14 protein-coding genes are annotated in these 17556 nt (G+C 61.1%); 7 read left to right on the top strand and 7 right to left on the bottom strand.

The features are described 5' to 3' along the window. Positions 1–12 precede the first annotated feature (12 nt). The 4 genes from glgB to JZX88_RS23390 form a co-directional block, all read right to left on the bottom strand. Positions 13–2220 carry a 1,4-alpha-glucan branching protein GlgB gene (gene glgB, locus JZX88_RS23405; RefSeq protein WP_206914906.1) on the bottom strand — a complete coding sequence of 736 codons (2208 nt, stop codon included), beginning with the start codon at positions 2218–2220 and terminating at the stop codon, positions 13–15. Beyond that, complete coding sequence (locus JZX88_RS23400; protein ID WP_142858635.1) at positions 2220–4682, bottom strand: glycogen/starch/alpha-glucan phosphorylase; 2463 nt, start codon at positions 4680–4682, stop codon at positions 2220–2222. Before JZX88_RS23400 ends, glgB begins: the two co-directional genes overlap by 1 nt. Positions 4683–5176: 494 nt before the next feature. Then, entirely contained in the window at positions 5177–5947 is a 771-nt protein-coding gene (locus JZX88_RS23395; RefSeq protein ID WP_206914905.1) for a class II glutamine amidotransferase, read from the bottom strand. Further along, complete coding sequence (locus tag JZX88_RS23390; protein ID WP_206914904.1) at positions 5948–6661, bottom strand: aspartate/glutamate racemase family protein; 714 nt, start codon at positions 6659–6661, stop codon at positions 5948–5950. Between the two features lie 167 nt (positions 6662–6828). Here JZX88_RS23390 and JZX88_RS23385 point away from each other — a divergent pair, with 167 nt between their 5' ends. Next, positions 6829–7290, top strand: a complete 462-nt coding sequence (locus tag JZX88_RS23385) for an Lrp/AsnC family transcriptional regulator (RefSeq protein WP_065116327.1) — start codon at positions 6829–6831, stop codon at positions 7288–7290. Between the two features lie 18 nt (positions 7291–7308). Here the strand turns inward: JZX88_RS23385 and JZX88_RS23380 are convergent, their stop codons facing one another. Beyond that, on the bottom strand, positions 7309–8292 hold the full coding sequence (locus JZX88_RS23380; protein WP_206914903.1) for an aldose 1-epimerase: 984 nt from the start codon (positions 8290–8292) through the stop codon (positions 7309–7311). Positions 8293–8310: 18 nt separating this feature from the next. Here JZX88_RS23380 and JZX88_RS23375 point away from each other — a divergent pair, with 18 nt between their 5' ends. Continuing rightward, positions 8311–8613 carry a hypothetical protein gene (locus JZX88_RS23375; RefSeq protein WP_206914902.1) on the top strand — a complete coding sequence of 101 codons (303 nt, stop codon included), beginning with the start codon at positions 8311–8313 and terminating at the stop codon, positions 8611–8613. Here JZX88_RS23375 and JZX88_RS23370 read toward each other — a convergent pair. Both JZX88_RS23370 and JZX88_RS23365 read right to left on the bottom strand, forming a co-directional pair. After that, the gene (locus tag JZX88_RS23370; protein ID WP_206914901.1) at positions 8559–9452 is read right to left on the bottom strand and encodes an NAD(P)-dependent oxidoreductase; all 894 of its coding nucleotides are present in this window, start codon (positions 9450–9452) and stop codon (positions 8559–8561) included. The two genes, JZX88_RS23375 and JZX88_RS23370, sit on opposite strands and share 55 nt — an antisense overlap. A gap of 89 nt (positions 9453–9541) precedes the next feature. Beyond that, positions 9542–10297: an SDR family oxidoreductase gene (locus JZX88_RS23365; protein ID WP_206914900.1), complete on the bottom strand. Its 756-nt coding sequence runs from the start codon at positions 10295–10297 to the stop codon at positions 9542–9544. Positions 10298–10516: 219 nt separating this feature from the next. Between JZX88_RS23365 and JZX88_RS23360 the strand changes: the two genes are divergently transcribed. From JZX88_RS23360 to JZX88_RS23340, 5 genes are all read left to right on the top strand, one after another. Beyond that, positions 10517–11548 carry an L-idonate 5-dehydrogenase gene (locus JZX88_RS23360; RefSeq protein ID WP_110759084.1) on the top strand — a complete coding sequence of 344 codons (1032 nt, stop codon included), beginning with the start codon at positions 10517–10519 and terminating at the stop codon, positions 11546–11548. A gap of 286 nt (positions 11549–11834) precedes the next feature. Further along, positions 11835–12413: a GbsR/MarR family transcriptional regulator gene (locus JZX88_RS23355; protein ID WP_065116406.1), complete on the top strand. Its 579-nt coding sequence runs from the start codon at positions 11835–11837 to the stop codon at positions 12411–12413. Positions 12414–12430: 17 nt separating this feature from the next. Next, the gene (cydD, locus tag JZX88_RS23350; protein WP_206914948.1) at positions 12431–14221 is read left to right on the top strand and encodes a thiol reductant ABC exporter subunit CydD; all 1791 of its coding nucleotides are present in this window, start codon (positions 12431–12433) and stop codon (positions 14219–14221) included. Next, complete coding sequence (gene cydC / locus JZX88_RS23345; protein WP_206914899.1) at positions 14218–15909, top strand: thiol reductant ABC exporter subunit CydC; 1692 nt, start codon at positions 14218–14220, stop codon at positions 15907–15909. The genes cydD and cydC overlap by 4 nt, the downstream gene beginning before the upstream one ends. Positions 15910–15977: 68 nt before the next feature. Further along, on the top strand, positions 15978–17555 hold the full coding sequence (locus JZX88_RS23340; RefSeq protein WP_065116333.1) for a cytochrome ubiquinol oxidase subunit I: 1578 nt from the start codon (positions 15978–15980) through the stop codon (positions 17553–17555). Position 17556: the final 1 nt, after the last annotated feature.

The following is a 17556-nucleotide window of genomic DNA, read 5'->3' as shown; positions in this document are numbered from 1 at the left end:
CCTCTCTGTCTGTCAGTTTTCCGGCTCAAGCATGATCGTGGCAAGCGGTGGCAGGACGAGCATCGCCCCGATATCGCCGCCGGCATCGACCGCCTGAACGCGTCCGCCATTTCCCTTGCCGCTGCCGCCATAAATTTCGGCATCGGTGTTGAGAATCTCCCGCCACCGCCCCGCAAGCGGAAGCGGCACATAATAGTTTTCCCTGTAAACCGGGGTGAGATTGCAGATGACCGCCACCGGCTTTTCACCCGGCGCCATGCGCAGCCAGGCGAAGACGGAATTGTCGTGGTCATCCACCACAAGCCAGCGGAAACCTTCCGGTTCGCAGTCGCGGGCGTGCAAAGCGGGTTTTGAACGGTAGGTGAGGTTGAGATCGCGCACGAGGCGACGCATGCCCTCATGCATCGGATATTGGCGCAGGTTCCAGTCGAGCGAGCCCTTTTCGCTCCATTCGCTCCATTGTGCGAATTCCTGCCCCATGAACAGCAGCTTCTTGCCGGGATAACCCCACATGAAGGCGTAATAGGACCGCAGATTGGCGAATTTCTGCCAGTCGTCGCCGGACATTTTGGCGATCAGCGATCCCTTGCCGTGCACCACCTCGTCATGGGAAAGCGGCAGCACGAAATTTTCGCTGAAGGCGTAAAGCAGGCCGAAGGTCAGTTCCTGATGGTGGAACTTGCGATGCACCGGCTCGCGCGAGAAGTAACTCAGCGTATCGTGCATGAAGCCCATGTTCCATTTGAAGCCGAAGCCGAGGCCGCCCTCGTGGACGGGCTGCGATACTTTCGGCCAGGAGGTGGATTCCTCGGCAATCGTCATGACACCCGGATGGGTGCCGTAGACGAGGGAATTCATCTTCTGCAGGAAGCGGACGGATTCGAGATTTTCCCGTCCGCCATATTCATTGGGGATCCACTCGCCTTCCTTGCGGGAATAATCGAGATAGAGCATGGAGGCGACCGCATCCACGCGCAGCCCGTCGAGATGGAATTTCTCGGCCCAATAAAGCGCATTGTTAATGAGGTAGGACATCACCTCGATGCGGCCGAAATTATAGATGGCCGTGTTCCAGTCAGGGTGAAAACCCTGCCGCGGATCGGCATGTTCGTAAAGCGCCGTTCCGTCGAACCAGCGCAAGCCGTGCTCGTCGGTTGGAAAATGCGCCGGAACCCAGTCGAGGATCACCCCGATACCAACCTTGTGGGCGCCGTTGACGAAACGCGCAAAGCCTTCCGGATCGCCGAAACGGGCGCTTGGGGCATAAAGCCCGGTCGTCTGGTAACCCCAGGAGGGGTCATAGGGATGTTCGGTAACCGGCAGGAATTCGATATGGGTGAAGCCCATATCGGTACAATAGGGAATGAGCTGGGCGGCGAGTTCATCCCAGCTGAGGAACGTGCCGTCCTCACGGCGCTGCCAGGAGCCGGCATGCACCTCGTAAATGCTGATCGGCTGGCGGCGCTGGTCCACCTGCGCCCAATGTTCGCGGTGGGCCTGGTCTTCCCATTTCTGCGTCAGTTCCGGCGCGGTGACGGAAGCGTTCTTCGGCCGCAACTCGGCGCGACGGGCATAGGGATCGGCCTTCAGCGGCAGAAGCTCGCCGTTCGCGCCGAGGATTTCGAACTTGTATGCGCAGCCGGCATAGACGTCAGGCGCGAAGATTTCCCAGATGCCGGTATCCTTGCGAAACCGCATCACATGCCGGCGGCCATCCCAGTTGTTGAAATCGCCGACGACGGAAACGCGCCGTGCGTTGGGCGCCCAGACGGCGAAATGGAAACCTTCCACGCCCTCGAGCTTCAGCGGATGCGCGCCCATCCTGTCGAAGAGCCGCAGATGCGATCCTTCGCGGACGAAATAATCGTCCATGGGGCCGAGAACCGGGCCGAAACTGTAAGGGTCGGTCACCGCCCATTCGGCATCGTCGCGGCTGGCGCGATACCGCACCGGCTGTCGCTTCGAAAGATCGATCCGGCCTTCGAAAAAGCCGTCCAGATCGAGCCGCTTCAATTCGCCCACGAAATTTCCGTCCAGCGTCAGGACGGAAACCTCCTCGGCGCCGGGAATGAAACAGCGGGCGGAAAACCCTTCCGGCGTTTCGTGCACGCCGAGAAGGGCAAAGGGATTGGAATGCAAACCGCTCTTGATCGCCTCGATTTCAGCCTTCGTGATGTCGCCAGTCTTTTTCTCTTCGGCCGAATTGAGCGGTTTTTTCATCAGGCTCTCCAGATCTCGGTGGCATATTGGCGGATCGTCCTGTCGGACGAGAACCAGCCCATACGCGCCGTGTTGCGCACTGTCTTGGCATACCAGCTATCCGGATCGCTCCAGATCGCGTCCACTTCGCGCTGTGCATTGGCATAGGCGTCGAAGTCGGCGGCGACCATGAACCAGTCGCTGTTGTAAATACCGTCGATCAGGCCGGCGAAACGTGAGCGGTCATCCGGCGAGAAAACGCCGGAGGCGATGGAAGACAGCGCCTGCGACAGCTCGGCCGATCCTTCGATGATCGCGCGGGGATTGTGGCCTTCGGCACGCGCCTTGGCCACTTCATCCGCCGTCATACCGAAGATCACGATATTGTCGGAACCGACATGCTCCAGCATTTCGACATTCGCGCCATCGAGCGTGCCGATGGTCAGCGCGCCGTTCAGCGCAAATTTCATGTTGCCGGTGCCGGAGGCTTCCATGCCGGCGGTCGAAATCTGTTCCGAAAGATCGGCGGCGGGAACCATGATTTCCGCAAGCGAAACGTTGTAGTTCGGAATAAACACCACCTTCAGAAGCCCGCGCACGGCCGGGTCGTTGTTGATGACCCGGGCAATATCGTTGGCAAGCTTGATGATCAGCTTCGCGTTGTGATAACTCGGCGCCGCCTTGCCTGCGAAGAACTTAACGCGTGGTACCCAATCCAGTTCCGGGTGGGAACGGATCTGGTCGTAAAGCGCGACCGTTTCCACGAGGTTCAGAAGCTGGCGCTTATATTCATGGATACGCTTGATCTGGATGTCGAACATGGCCGAGGGATCGACGCGGATGCCCATGCGCTGCGCCACCGTGTTTGCCAGTCGCACCTTGTTCAGACGCTTCACCTCGGCGAATTTCTCGCGGAAACCGGCATCGTCGGCGAAACGGTCGAGCGCGGTGAGCTTTTCCGCATCGTCGAGGAAATCGTCGCCGATCGTCTCGCGCAGCAGGCCGGTGAGGCCGGGATTGCACTGCATCAGCCAGCGGCGCGGTGTGATGCCATTGGTCTTGTTGTTGATACGGTCGGGATAAAGGCTGTGCAGGTCGGCAAAGACCGTTTCCTTCATCAGGTCGGTATGAAGGGCGGAAACGCCGTTGATGGAATGTGAGCCGATAAAAGCGAGGTTGCCCATGCGCACCCGGCGCTCGCCGCCTTCGTCGATCAGCGAGATCGAACGGATCTGCTGATCCGCCATCTTCTTTTCCTTGCGGGCAAAGAGCAGCGTATTGGCGTTGATGGCGTAGACGATCTGCATATGTCTTGGCAGAAGACGCTCGAGCAGCGGCACGGGCCAGCTTTCCAGCGCCTCCGGCAGAAGCGTGTGGTTGGTGTAGGAGAAGGTGCCCTGCGTGATCTTCCACGCTTCCTCGAATTCCAGCCCGTGGACATCGCACAGAAGACGCATCATTTCGGCGATGGAAATGGCCGGATGCGTATCGTTGAGCTGGATCGAGACCTTCTCAGGCAGCGAGGTGAAATCCGGGTACTGCTGCAGATGGCGGCGCAGAATGTCCTGCAGCGAGGCGGAGGAGAAGAAGAATTCCTGTCTGAGGCGCAGTTCCTGACCGGCGGGCGTTGCGTCCGCAGGGTAGAGAACCCGCGTCAGGCTTTCCGCCTTGTTGCTTTCGCGCAATGCGCCGATGTGGTCGCCGGCATTGAAGGCGGCCAGCAGAATGGGGTCGATAGGCTGCGCCGACCAGAGGCGGAGCGTATTGACGCGGGTGCCACGCCAGCCGACGACCGGTGTGTCGTAAGCCATGGCGATGACGCGTTCGGCCGGTTTCCAGACGAAACGCTGCGGATCTTCATAACCGCCGATTGTCTCCACCGATCCGCCGAAGCCGATTTCATAGGAGCTTTCGCGACGCTCGAATTCCCAGGGGTTGCCGTGCGCCAGCCATGTTTCCGGCAGTTCCACCTGCCATCCATCCGCCATCTGCTGGCGGAAGAGGCCGTGCACATAACGAATGCCGTAGCCATAGGCGGGGATGTCGACGGTCGCCATGGATTCCATGAAACAGGCGGCGAGACGGCCAAGGCCGCCATTGCCAAGCGCGGCATCCGGCTCCAGCCCGGCGATGACGTCAAGGTCGACGCCGAGCGAGGACAGCGCGTCGCGGATTTCATGCATCAGGCCGATATTGGAGATGGCGTCGCGCATCAGGCGGCCGATCAGGAATTCCAGCGACAGGTAATAAACGCGCTTGGAATTGTTGGCATAGGCCTTGCGGGTGGATTCCATCCACTTGTCGATGATGCGGTCGCGCACGACGAGGATGGTTGCGGTCAGCCAGTCGTGCGGTTTTGCAACCTTGACGTCCTTGCCGATGCGGTAGGTCAGGCGTTCGATGATTTCCGACGCCATGATTTCCGGGTTGGAACTGCGCGGGGCGGGGCGGGGAAGATCGGCGGCGTTGAGATTATTGATCATTGGTCGGTCAGCACCTTGGTGGGAGGAGAGGGTCTGATGAGGTCGATCCGTGTTGCCTTTGCTGATGCCAGTTTATGCATCGATATGGAGGTGTGGCAACAGCAATTTTTCCGGAAAGTTTAAGAGCGTAGGTTTATGAAAAATAAGACTTTTTCTTCTGCGTTCCAAGGATCGCCGAAGGCATTGCCGGCCCATTATGCGCCGTTCCCGAACGGGTCTGCATAGTCGTTGCGATGGCGGGCATCGTTCAAGAAAGGGAGAGGGGCTGCAACACTTTTAAATGGTTCACCGGTCCTGAAATCTGTTTCGCTCAAATATTCTGTTTTCCGCGTCGAACCGAAGATCGTGCATATTTCGATCCGACGCCATGGATCACACACTAGCCTTCGCGGCTGCGAAAATTCAATGAAAATAAATGGGGCGTTGCCGCGGCTGCGCCGGTCGCGGCCGGCGGCGGTGTGAAAACCGGAAAATACGGTGGTGAAAGCGGATGTTTACGGCAGGCAAAAAGGTCGCGCGGTCATTTCCCCGGCGCGGATCGTCACGCTGGTATTCGGTGGAACGGCGCACCAGGGAGTGCAATCGAAGGAAAAGGGTTCGGAACTCAACGCAATGCCTTCTTCCAGCCCGCGCCAGTAGAGTGTCGGCGGCTTGTCATCGCTCGACCAGCGGAAGGCGTGCACGCAATCGCCATCCATCAGCACGGCGCTGAACCGCAGCGCCGAGGAGACGCCAGCCGCGATCATCTTTTCCTGACAGAGGCGAAGGGCGGTGGAAATGGCGAGCACCGGATCGGCATCGAGGCCAAGGCCGGCGGCGATGAGGAAGATCGCTTCGCTGTCGCCGGTGCCGCGCCGGGATGCATAGATATCGTCGGGAATGAGGGAATCGATATCGCGCCTTATCTGTTCGTAACCGCCGATCTGGCCGTTATGCATGAACAGATATTGGCCATGGGAAAAGGGGTGGCAATTGGCGCGGGAAACCTCGCCTGATGTGGCGGAGCGGACATGGGCCATGAACATGCCCGAGCGGAGCTGATGGCAAAGTGCCGCCAGATTGGCATCGGACCATGCGGGTCTGGTATCGCGAAAAACGCCGGGCGTTCCGCGTTCGCCATACCAGCCAAGGCCGCAACCATCGCCATTGACGACGGTTTTCGCTTCCCTTGCGGCCATGGACTGGCTGACCAGCGATGCTTCCGGCTCGATCAGCAGGCTGTCGAGCCAGACCGGTTTACCGGAGTAGGCAAAGAGTCGGCACATTCATGCGGCTCTGTTCAGGGCCTTGTTTCCGAGCGCGAAGCCGACGGCGGCCTTTGCGTGAATGGCGGTCGAATCGTAACCCGGCAGCGGCAGGGCGTCGGGGTCGATCAGCAGGGAAATCTCGGTGCAGCCGAGAATGACGGAATCGACGCCGAGTGCGCGGGCCTTCTCGATGACCGCGAGATAGCGCTCGCGCGAGCAGGACTTGATCTCGCCCTGGCAGAGTTCACCGAAGATGATGTCGTGGATCGCAGCCCTGTCTTCCGCATCGGGCACGACCACCTCGACACCGTGGCGGCGCATGCGGTCGGTGTAAAAGCCATGTTCCATCGTGTAGCGGGTGGCGAGCAACAGCGGCTTGCGGCGTCCGTCCGCCTTCAGCGTTGCGGCGGTTTCGTCGATGATATCGATCAGCGCCACGCCCGACATTTTCGCCACCTGTTCAGCGACGAGATGCATGGTGTTGGTGCAGATCAGCACGCAATCGGCACCCGCATTGGCAAGGCGCGCACCGGCAGCACCCAGAAGCGCGCCGGCCTCGTCCCAGCGGTCAGCCTTCTGAAGGGCGACGACTTCGGAAAAATCGAGCGAATGCATGACGATATCGGCCGAGACCAGCCCGCCGCGGCTGTCGCGCACGGCCTCGTTGATCATGCGGTAATAGGTTGCGGTGGATTCCCAGCTCATGCCGCCGATCAGGCCGATCCGTTTCATAAGAGTTCCCTTATCAAGTTTGATTGAAGACAAGAATGCCATCACGGGCACGAAAACGGCATGCGTTTTTTAAGGGATTGCGCAGCAATGATGCAAACATGATGCGCTTTATGAGAAAATATCGCAAATTTCTTGCGCCATTGCGTTAACCGGTGCATTGTCGGCGGATGATTGATGACCGTGACCGCCGAATCCTTGCGATTCTCCAGGAAAATGCCGAAACGCCGCTCACTGACATCGCGGAGGAGGTTTCGCTGTCGTTATCCGCGTGCTCGCGCCGCATCACGCGGCTGCGGGCGGAAGGTTACGTGACCGGCACGATGGCGTTGCTCGACCGGCGGAAGATCAACCTGCCGACCACGGTTTTCCTGCTGGTGAGAACCGGCCTGCACGCGGAGGACTGGCTGGACCGGTTTCATGCCGCCGTCAGCACCATACCGGAAATCGTCGAGGTTCACCGGCTCACCGGCAATTTCGACTATATTCTGAAACTCGTGCTGCCGAATGTCGAATATTACGACACGATCTACAAACAGATCCTGCGCCGCGTGCAGCTTTACGACATGTCAGCCTATATCTCCATGGAGACGGTGAAACTATCGTCGTCACTGCCGACGACGCATATCTGAGGGTTCATTGAACCCTGATCAGCGCGCCGCCACAAAACGGACGCCAAAGCGGAAACTTCGCGTCTCGCCCGGTTGCAGCGTCATCGCATCCGCAAGTTCCTGATGGTTGAAGGCATTGGTGGGCGTCTCCACCGGTTCGAGCGCGATGGATTGTCGCCTGTCGCGGGCCAGTGTGTCGCCGGTAAAGACATGCATGTGCCCACGCTCCTGCCAGACCGTGAGGCTCGAACCGTCATGGCGGTTCTCCAGTACCGTCTCGTAAAACCCGTTTTCGGATGCGACAAGGTCGGTGAAGCAGACATCGAGCACATGGCCTGCCAGCGGCGCATGGAGAAAGCGGGGATCGTCCCGTTTGACTATTCCCGTCTGAGGAGCCCGCAGAGGGATCAAATCCTCGTCCGTTTCAATCGCCGTTCGCGAGGGCAGCGTCAGAAGGAGATCGTCGATGGACGTCATGCCGGGCAGGCGGAAATAGGGATGCCAGCCAGCGGCGAAAGGCAGGGGCCGGTCGCCGCGATTGATGCCGCGTATGTCGAGGGTGACCTCGTGGCCGGCAAAGCGATATTCCACCTCGATGGCAAGCCGATAGGGATAACCCCTGAAATCGGTCGGCGATATTTCAGCACGTAAAACGAGGATATGTGCACCGGATTCTTCGAAAGATTGCACAAGCGCGAAGGGCAGGGCCCTGGCAAATCCGTGGAAGACGAGCGCCTCATGGGAAAGGACGGGTTCGAGGTGGTGCGTTTCACCGCCGAAGCCATATTGGCCATCCGTGATGCGATTGGTGAAAGGCGCGAGAATGCCGTTTCTGACGCCATTCTGTGATTGCAGCTCGGCGGGCGTCAGATAACCATCGACAAGGTTTTCGCCTTCGCCGCCATCGGCAGGCCGCGGCCGCCAGCTCAGAAGCGTTGCGCCCTCATAAGCGATCTCGGCGCTGAAACCCTTGCCGGAAACGGCGATACCTGTAATCCCCGTGCCGGTCGCGGAGGTGGTCATCGGGAAATTATCCTCTGCATGCGTGCATCTGCGGTCGCCGGGGCAGTCGCCGCGCCGATTCGCCCGATCATCTTCGCTGCGCGACGATTTCGCAATGGCGATAACGGGCTGCATCAACAGGGCTGCCGCCGCTGCGACGTGTCAGCGTTGAGCACGTCCGGTCTGGCGGAAGCGTCGAACGTGTTCGAGGCTTTTATTTTTCCGCATTTTCCGGACGTAAAACCGCTACGCATTTTTGCCGAAAATGCTCTGGCCCGTGGCCGCAATCAGTCCGGGAAGGTGCGTTTCGCGCCGCTGAAAAATTCCATCAGCGCGGCCTGATCCTCGCCGCCTAGTCCCGCAGCCGTCAGCATGCGGTGCACCTCGGCGCAAAGCGTCGTCAGCGGCATGGCGGTGTTGGTGCGCCGGGCAAGATCCTGCGCGCCGTTCAGGTCTTTCACCATATTGTCGATGCGGCCGGTGCGGCGGTAATCCTTCGCCACATAACGCGGCATATATTCCTGCAGGATGGCGCTGTCCGCCCGGCCGCCCTTCAGCGCCTGCGGGATTTTGGCGGCATCGACGCCCGCGTCGAGCGCAAGCTGCGTTGCTTCCGCGACAGCAAGGAAATTCAGGCCGCAGAGAACCTGATTGATCAGCTTGGTCGTCTGCCCGGCGCCGCAGGGCCCCATATGGGTGTAGTTGCTGGCCACGTGCTGCAGCACGCGATGGGCATCGGCCACATCCTTCTCGCTGCCGCCCGCCATCAGCGTCAATTGCCCGATGAGTGCCTTGGGCGCGCCGCCCGAAAGGGGACTGTCCACCCAGCGCAGCCCCTTCTCGGCGGCATCGGCGGCCAGTTCCTTGGTCGCTTCCGGATCGATGGAGGACATGTCGATGATCAGCGTGCCGGGCCGCGCCCCTGCCGCCACGCCATCCTTGCCGAAGACGGCGATACGGACGATCTTCGGCGAATTGAGGCTGAGGATCACGACATCGGAAACAGCCGCCGCTTCCGCCGCCGTGCCGGCGCTCAGCGCGCCGAGGCTGGTCAGTGCCGCCACCTTTTCCGCATCCAGATCGAAAACCGTCAGCTGATTGCCTGTTTCGATGAGCCGGGTGCCGATTGCGCCGCCCATGGCGCCCGCGCCGATGAGGGCGACTTTATTCTTCTCGGTCATGGTGTTCACGGCCTCCTCCCAGGCTGATCGCGGTGTCGTCAGTTCATTCCGGATGGCGGCCGCAGCCTGCCATTCCGGAATGGACGTTTTTATAGCGAGGCGGTGATGCCGCCGTCGACATAGAGAATATGGCCGTTCACGAAGGACGAAGCGTCAGACGACAGGAAGATGCAGGCGCCGACAAGCTCCTTGACCTTGCCCCAGCGGCCGGCCGGCGTGCGCTTTTCAAGCCATGCCGAAAAGGTTTCGTCCGCGACCAGGGCTGCGTTCAGCGGCGTGTCGAAATAGCCGGGCGCGATGGCGTTGCACTGCAGGCCGTATTTTGCCCAGTCCGTCGCCATGCCTTTCGTCAGGTTGCCGACAGCGCCCTTGGTGGCGGTGTAGGGCGCGATGCCGGGGCGGGCAAGGGCGGTCTGAACGCTGGCGATGTTGATGATCTTGCCGCGTCCGCGAGAAATCATGTGGCGCGCGGCGGCCTGTCCAGCGTGGAACACCGAGGCGATGTTGGTCTGCAGCAGGCGCTCGAAGGCATCCGCCGGAAAATCCTCAAGCGGCGTGCGGTGCTGCATGCCGGCATTGTTGACCAAAATATCGATGGGGCCGACTTCGGCTTCGAAACGGTCGATGGCCTCGCGCACCGCGCCATGGTCGGTAGCGTCGAAGGCAAGCGTTTTCGCACCCTTGATGCCGGCGGCGGCTGCCTTCAGCTTGGCTTCGTCACGCCCGTTCAGCACCACTTCCGCTCCCGCTTCCGCCAGCCCTTGCGCCAGCGCGAAGCCGATGCCCTGGGACGAACCCGTGATCAGGGCGCGGCGGCCGGAAAGATCGAACAAATTAAGGCCCACTGTTTCCTCCAGTCTCTCGACATTGCATTCGTACAGGTTTATGTTATCGATAACATTCATCCCTTTCAGACGTGGATGTCAAGGCTTAAACGCCCGGTTTCGGTACGGACCCGGCGCGGGAGGAGGCCGCAGGGCGGGGAAATGTGCGCCTTGCGGTCACGATCTGGATGCGGAAATTTTGGCGCGCCGCAGTGGCGCGCGGTTGAACGGGAGTTGTTTATGAGAGCGATTGTCGCCCATGGGGCAAAGGATGTGCGCATCGAGGAGCGGCCGGAGGAAGCGCCGGGACCGGGAGAAGTGCGGCTTCGTCTGGTCCGCGGCGGGATTTGCGGCAGCGATCTCCACTATTATAACCATGGCGGTTTCGGTGCCGTGCGGCTTCGTGAGCCCATGGTGCTTGGTCATGAAGTCTCCGCCATCGTCGAAGAGCTGGGCGAAGGCGTGGAAGGGCTGAAGGTCGGCGGTCTGGTGGCGGTGTCGCCGTCGCGTCCCTGCCGGACCTGCCGCTTCTGCCAGGAAGGCCTGCACAACCAGTGCCTCAACATGCGCTTTTATGGCAGCGCCATGCCTTTCCCGCATATTCAGGGTGCTTTCCGTGAGGTTCTGGTGGCGGATGCGTTGCAGTGCGTGCCGGCCGACGGTCTGAGCGCCGGTGAGGCGGCCATGGCGGAACCGCTGGCGGTGACGCTGCATGCCACCCGCCGCGCCGGAGATCTGCTGGGAAAGCGCGTGCTCGTCACCGGCTGCGGCCCCATCGGCATCCTGTCCATTCTCGCCGCCCGCCGGGCGGGTGCGGCTGAAATCGTCGCGACCGATCTGTCGGATTTCACGCTTGCCAAGGCGCGCGAAGCAGGTGCGGATCGTGTCATCAACAGCAAGGATGAGCCCGATGCGCTTGCCGCCTATGGTGCGAACAAGGGTACTTTCGACGTTCTCTACGAATGCTCGGGTGCCGCCGTGGCGCTTGCCGGCGGCATTGCCGCGCTGCGGCCGCGCGGCATCATCGTCCAGCTCGGATTGGGTGGCGACATGAGCCTGCCGATGATGGCGATCACCGCCAAGGAACTCGATCTGCGCGGCTCCTTCCGCTTCCACGAAGAATTCGCCACCGGTGTCGAGTTGATGCGCAAGGGCCTGATCGACGTCAAGCCCTTCATCACCCAGACCGTCGATCTCGACGATGCCATTTCGGCCTTCGAATTCGCTTCTGATCGAAGCCGCGCCATGAAGGTCCAGATCGCTTTTTCCTGAGCGCCTTCCCGTATTTGTGTGCGGTCCTTTGACCGGCGGCGGATGGTTCCGCCGCCGGTTTTTATCGCGGGATTTCAGTCTCGGCCGATAGCTGCCGATGTTATCGGTATCATCAATTTGGTTGCGAGAGGTTTGCTCCTGCTCCCCGGCGAGCCGGCCCCGATCCGCCGACGTCTTCCCCGAACGGACTGCACATTTTGACGCAGGTCAAAAAGGTGATTTGCCGCTTTTCGTTTTTTGCGTTATCGAAATTTCAGAAATTACTGAAAATTCAGGAAGCAAAGAAATGCCGACCACGCTCTCCCCGCTCGTTCAGTCCTTCGTGCTGCATTTTGGCGAGATGGGCAGCCGCTGGGGAATCAACCGCACTGTCGGCCAAGTCTATGCTTTGCTTTATATTTCGCCGCAGCCGCTCTGCGCGGACGATATTGTGGAGGCGCTCGGCATTTCCCGTTCCAACGTGTCGATGAGCCTGAAGGAGCTTCAGGCGTGGAACCTTGCAATTCTCAAGCATTTCCCCGGCGACAGGCGCGACTTCTTCACGACACCGGAAGATGTCTGGCAAATTCTCCGCACGCTTGCCGAAGAGCGCAAGAAGCGTGAGATCGATCCGACGCTCAGCGTGCTGCGTGAAATTCTGATGGAGACACCGGAAAACGAGGGCGAGCGGCACGCGCAAAAGCGCATCGACGAGATGAAGACGCTGATCGAGCAGCTCACCGGCTGGTATGATGATGTGAAGCGGCTGGAGACGGAAAGGCTGGCGTCGCTCCTGGCGCTCGGCTCGAAGGTCACGAAGCTTCTGGAGGCCAAGGACAAGATCGTCTCTCTCGCCAGACCCCGCGGCGCGAAGAAGGACGGGTGAGGAGACCGGCCATGAACATGTCCGCACAGATCCGCCAGTCGGCCGATAGCAATGGTGCAGGCTGTCCCGCGCCCGCCGCGATTTCGCCCGATACGGCGCGGCGACGCTTCTTCGGCAGCGCCAACCGCAGGAGCGTGCGTGACAAGGCCGCCGTGAAAACGACACGTGCGCCAGTGGTGGGACGGTCCGTGGCCCTGCTGCATGTTCTGGCGGGCCTGCTCTGGCTGCCGCAGGCGGGCCTGCTTGCCTTTTCAGTCGGAAAAATCGCTGATGGCCAGCCGATGATGGCGATCGTTCCGGCCGCCGTTGCGGTTCTCATCCTTGGTCTCGTCAAGGCTTTCCTCGAAAAGATGGCGGCGCGGCTGTCATTCAGGGCTGCACGCGCCGCCCTTTCGCGGCGGCGGCTGGACGTGTTGCAGGCCGTGGCGAAGGTTTCCCCGCTTGATCTCTCCCGAACCGCGTCCGGCGAGGCCGCAGGCGTCGTGGCCGAGACGGCGGAAGCGCTGGTGCCCTATCTTTCCCGTTTCCAGCCGGCACGCATGAAGGCCACCATCATTCCCCTGGTTTTCGTGCTGGTGATCCTGCCGTTTACATGGATTGCGGCGCTGGTGCTCCTGCTCGCCATGCCCACCATCCCGCTCTTCATGGCGCTGATCGGCTGGCAGGCCAAGGCGGCCAGCGAGAAGCAGCTGGCCGAGACGGGCAATATGAACGCTTTCCTGCTGGATCGTCTGCGCGGACTGGAAACGATCCGCGCGCTGGAGGCCGTCGATCTGACCGCTGGGCGTCTCAGCGCCGATGCGCAGAACCTTAAGAAGCGAACCATGGCGGTGTTGCGGATCGCCTTTCTCTCCTCGGCGGTGCTGGAGCTTTTCGCCGCGCTCGGCGTTGCCATGACGGCGGTCTATATCGGCTTCCACCTTCTCGGTTTTCTTGACTTCGGTGCCTGGGGCCAAAAGCTCACTCTCGCGGAGGGTCTGTTCATCCTGCTTCTCGCGCCGGCTTTTTTCGAGCCGCTGCGGGAACTATCCGCGGTCTGGCATGACCGGGCGGCCGGTGAGGCGGCGCTCGATGCGCTCGACAAATTGGCGCAGGCCGGCGCGGCCATTGTGGGCAAGGGCGAGGATGTGATGCCGGCTGGGTTGCCCGGCCCCGCGACGGTAGAGATGAGCGATCTGTCCTTCGCTTATCCCGGCGCGTCGCCCGTGTTGCGAAATTTCGACCTCGACATTCGGGCGGGCGAGACGGTTGCCCTTCTGGGGCCGTCGGGCTGCGGCAAATCCACCGTGCTGTCGCTGATTGCCGGTCTGGCTCCGGCAAGAAGCGGCACGATAAAAATCGGTGGAATTGCCCTCGATAACGAAACGGCGGATAGGCTGCGCAAATCGATCGGCTGGATCGGCCAGAAGCCGTTCTTTTTTGCCGGTTCGCTTGCGGCGAATGTCCGTTTCGGCCGCACCGGCATCAAGCGGGATATGGTCGGGACGGCGCTTGAACAGACCGGGCTCGACAGATTGTCTTCCGTCCGGCAGCACCTCATTGTCGGCGATGGCGGTCATGGCATTTCCGGCGGCGAGGCGGTGCGGCTGGCCATTGCGCGCGCCGTCGCCGATCCCGCGGCATGCCTTATTCTGGCTGACGAGCCGACAGCGCATCTCGACCGGGAAACCGCCGCGCTCATTACGGAAAACCTGCTGCAACTCGCAAAGGGCAGAACCTTGATCGTCGCAACCCATGATCCCGTGCTGGCCGCGCGCATGGACAGGATCGTGGATATGACGGCGATCCATTCGGGAGACCGGTCATGATTGCACGTTTTGCCATATTGAAACCTGTCATTGCCCTCTTCTGGTCGGCCCGTCGCGGCATGTTGCTTGCCGGTGCGGTTCTGGCCGCCACCACGGTGCTGGCCGGCATCGGCCTTCTCGGGGTGTCCGGCTGGTTCATCACCGCCACCGCAATCGCCGGCCTGCTTCCGGCGACGGCCTATGCGTTCGATGTTTTTGCGCCCTCGGCGGCCATTCGCCTCCTCGCTCTGTCGCGTACCGCCGCCCGTTATGGCGAGCGTATGACCACCCATGAAGCCACGCTTTCCGTGCTTGCGGCGCTGCGTGAAAAGCTGTTTCGCGGTTTTGCCGCGCCACAGGCGGCGAAAAATCTGCAGGCACGGCCTGCCCGCCTGCTGAACCGGCTGACCGCGGATATCGACGCGCTGGATTCGCTTTATCTGCGTGTGCTGGTGCCCGCAGCCGTTGCGGTCCTTGCGGCTGTTGCAACGGGCATCGGCCTTGCTTTCCTTGATCCGCTCGCGGGCATTCTGGCGGCGCTTTTTCTCGTTGCGGCAGGGCTTTGCATTCCAGTGCGTTCCGCATTGAAGGCGGAAAAATTCTCGCGCCGCCGGGCCGTCGGGCTTGAAGCGCTGCGCGCACGCACGGCGGATCTCGTCAACGGGCAGGCGGAATTGCTGACCACCGCCCGTCTGTCCGCCCAGGTTTCGGCGGTGAAACAGGCCGATGACTATCTGCTTTCCTGCGACGAAGCCTTGAACCGCATTGAAACGAATGCCGGTTTTTCCTTCGGGCTTGCAACGGCGGTGCTTCTGAGTGCGGCCCTGCTCGGCATGGCCTGGCTTGCGGAGCAGGGAACGGTGAGCGCGCCGGCCGCGGCGCTCGGCCTGCTCGTCTGTTTTGCCGCGCTGGAACCTTTCACGGCATTGCGGCGTGGCGCCATGGAGCTCGGCCGTACCCTGTTTTCCGCAAGGCGCATCGCGCCACGCCTTTCGGCACTGGCCCAGACCTACTGTCCGGCTTTGCCCCGCCGTGGCATGGCTGCGGAACTTGAAGGCGTGCGTCTGGAGCGGGACGGTAACGACCAGCCGGTCCTGACGAATATCAATCTTGCGGTTGCAGCAGGAGAGAGGGTCGCGATCATCGGCCCGAGCGGTGCCGGCAAGACCAGCCTCATCCAGCTTCTGGCGGGTGAATTGCGGCCGGCCGCCGGCACGGTCAGTGCCCTTCCGTCCCTACCCATGACGCAGCGCAGCCAGCTTTTCCGCGACAGCATCGCCGATAATCTGAGGCTGGCGAAACCCGCCGCCACCGAGCGTGAATTGTGGAGCGCCCTTGAAGCCGCGGGTCTTGCCGAACACGTCAGGAGCCTGCCGGCAGGGCTGGAAACGAGGCTTGGCGAAGCCGGGCAGGGCCTCTCCGGCGGCCAGTCGCGCCGGCTGGCGCTTGCCCGTTTTCTGCTCATCGACAAACCGCTCTGGCTTCTCGACGAGGTGACGGAGGGACTGGACGGCGAGACGGCGCGCGACGTGCTCTTCCGGCTGTTTGCCAGGGCCGAGGGCAAGACTGTCGTGATGATCACCCATAATCGCCGTGAGGCGGAATTTGCTGATCGCATCATCATGCTGAAAGACGGGCGCCAATTTGATGAATGTCAAAGCGGGGCGCCGGAATACGACGTATTGCTGCAAACATTACGCCGGGACTGAGTATTTTTTGAGAGCCGGTTTCGCTCCGAAAACGGGCGGGCGGCCTTCCGGAAAAGGTGGATAAGACGATGGAACTCGACATAGTGGCGCTGTCGCGCCTGCAATTTGCAGTGACGGCTTTATATCACTTCCTGTTCGTTCCCCTGACGATCGGGCTGTCGGTGGTGATCGCCATCATGGAAACGGTCTATGTCATGACCGGCCGGGCGATCTGGCGGCAGATGACGAAATTCTGGGGCACGTTGTTCGGCATCAACTTCGTGCTGGGGGTCTCCACCGGCATCGTCATGGAATTCCAGTTCGGCATGAACTGGAGTTACTACAGCCACTATGTCGGCGATATTTTCGGCGCGCCGCTGGCGATCGAGGGCATGATGGCCTTCTTCCTGGAGGCCACCTTCGTCGGTCTGTTCTTTTTCGGCTGGGACAAGCTGTCGAAACTGGGCCATCTCGTCGCGACTTGGTGCGTGGCGCTCGGCTCGAATTTCTCGGCGCTGTGGATATTGATCGCCAATGGCTGGATGCAGAACCCGACGGGATCGGCTTTCAATCCCCAGACCATGCGCATGGAAGTGACGGATTTCGCAGCGGTCCTGTTCAATCCGGTCGCGCAGGCGAAATTCGTTCATACGGTTTCCGCGGGTTATGTCACGGCCTCCATCTTCGTGCTGGGCGTTTCCGCCTGGTATGTGCTGAAAGGCCGCCACGTCGATCTCGCCAAGCGGTCGATGACGGTCGCTGCCTCCTTCGGTCTGGCGTCCGCCCTGTCCGTCGTCGTGCTGGGTGACGAAAGCGGTTATCTTTCCACCGAACACCAGAAGATGAAGCTCGCCTCCATCGAGGCCATGTGGGAAACGGAGCCGGCGCCGGCACCTTTCACGGCAATAGGTTTTCCCGATCAGGAAGCGCGCGAGACACATTTTGCGGTGAAGATTCCGTGGGTGATGGGCCTTATCGGCACCCGCTCGCTCGATACGGAAATTCCCGGTATCAACGATCTCGTGGAACAGGCCAAGACCCGTATCCGCGATGGCATCAAGGCCTATGATGCGCTGATGCAGATACGCGCCACCGGCAAGGGCGCCGAGTTGCCCGAGGAAGTGCGCGGCACTTTTGCCGAACTCGGCCATGAACTTGGTTATGCCCTGCTGCTGAAGCGTTACGTCGACGATCCGCGTCAGGCGAACGAAGAGCAGATCGCCAAGGCGGCGGCGGATACCATCCCGCATGTGCCGACGCTGTTCTGGGCGTTCCGCATCATGGTCGGCCTCGGCATGTTCTTCATCCTTTTGACGGCAACCTTCTTTTATCTCTCGGCCCGCCGCCGGCTGGATCATTATCCGTTGCTGCTGAAAGTGGCCGTCTTCGCCATCCCGCTGCCGTGGATCGCGGCGGAAATGGGCTGGGTGGTGGCCGAATTCGGCCGCCAGCCATGGATCATCGAGGGCGTGCTGCCCACGGCCGCCGCCGTCTCCAGCCTCAGCGCCTCGACGGTCCTGATTACGCTTCTGTGTTTCATCGCCATCTACACGGTGCTGTTCATCGTCGAAATGGGGCTGATGCTGAAGGCGATCCGCAAGGGGCCTGACCCGGACCATGAGCCGGAAGCGCCCCTCGTTCCTGAAAAACTCGTCGCTGCGGAGTAAA

Source organism: Agrobacterium sp. OT33, from assembly GCF_017313365.1.
Taxonomy (GTDB): domain Bacteria; phylum Pseudomonadota; class Alphaproteobacteria; order Rhizobiales; family Rhizobiaceae; genus Agrobacterium; species Agrobacterium rhizogenes_A.
The sequence above is the reverse complement of the archived record's forward strand: the minus strand, read 5'-3'. Positions and strand labels throughout refer to the sequence as shown.

Excerpts from the sequence above, each read along its gene's own strand:
- JZX88_RS23400 (WP_142858635.1), bottom strand. The coding sequence starts at position 4,682 with ATGATCAATAATCTCAACGCCGCCGATCTTCCCCGCCCCGCCCCGCGC.
- JZX88_RS23385 (WP_065116327.1), top strand. The coding sequence starts at position 6,829 with ATGATTGATGACCGTGACCGCCGAATCCTTGCGATTCTCCAGGAAAAT.
- glgB (WP_206914906.1), bottom strand. The coding sequence starts at position 2,220 with ATGAAAAAACCGCTCAATTCGGCCGAAGAGAAAAAGACTGGCGACATC.
- cydC (WP_206914899.1), top strand. The coding sequence starts at position 14,218 with ATGATTGCACGTTTTGCCATATTGAAACCTGTCATTGCCCTCTTCTGG.
- JZX88_RS23375 (WP_206914902.1), top strand. The coding sequence starts at position 8,311 with ATGCGTGCATCTGCGGTCGCCGGGGCAGTCGCCGCGCCGATTCGCCCG.
- cydD (WP_206914948.1), top strand. The coding sequence starts at position 12,431 with ATGTCCGCACAGATCCGCCAGTCGGCCGATAGCAATGGTGCAGGCTGT.
- JZX88_RS23380 (WP_206914903.1), bottom strand. The coding sequence starts at position 8,292 with ATGACCACCTCCGCGACCGGCACGGGGATTACAGGTATCGCCGTTTCC.
- JZX88_RS23390 (WP_206914904.1), bottom strand. The coding sequence starts at position 6,661 with ATGAAACGGATCGGCCTGATCGGCGGCATGAGCTGGGAATCCACCGCA.
- JZX88_RS23355 (WP_065116406.1), top strand. The coding sequence starts at position 11,835 with ATGCCGACCACGCTCTCCCCGCTCGTTCAGTCCTTCGTGCTGCATTTT.
- JZX88_RS23340 (WP_065116333.1), top strand. The coding sequence starts at position 15,978 with ATGGAACTCGACATAGTGGCGCTGTCGCGCCTGCAATTTGCAGTGACG.
- JZX88_RS23395 (WP_206914905.1), bottom strand. The coding sequence starts at position 5,947 with ATGTGCCGACTCTTTGCCTACTCCGGTAAACCGGTCTGGCTCGACAGC.
- JZX88_RS23360 (WP_110759084.1), top strand. The coding sequence starts at position 10,517 with ATGAGAGCGATTGTCGCCCATGGGGCAAAGGATGTGCGCATCGAGGAG.
- JZX88_RS23370 (WP_206914901.1), bottom strand. The coding sequence starts at position 9,452 with ATGACCGAGAAGAATAAAGTCGCCCTCATCGGCGCGGGCGCCATGGGC.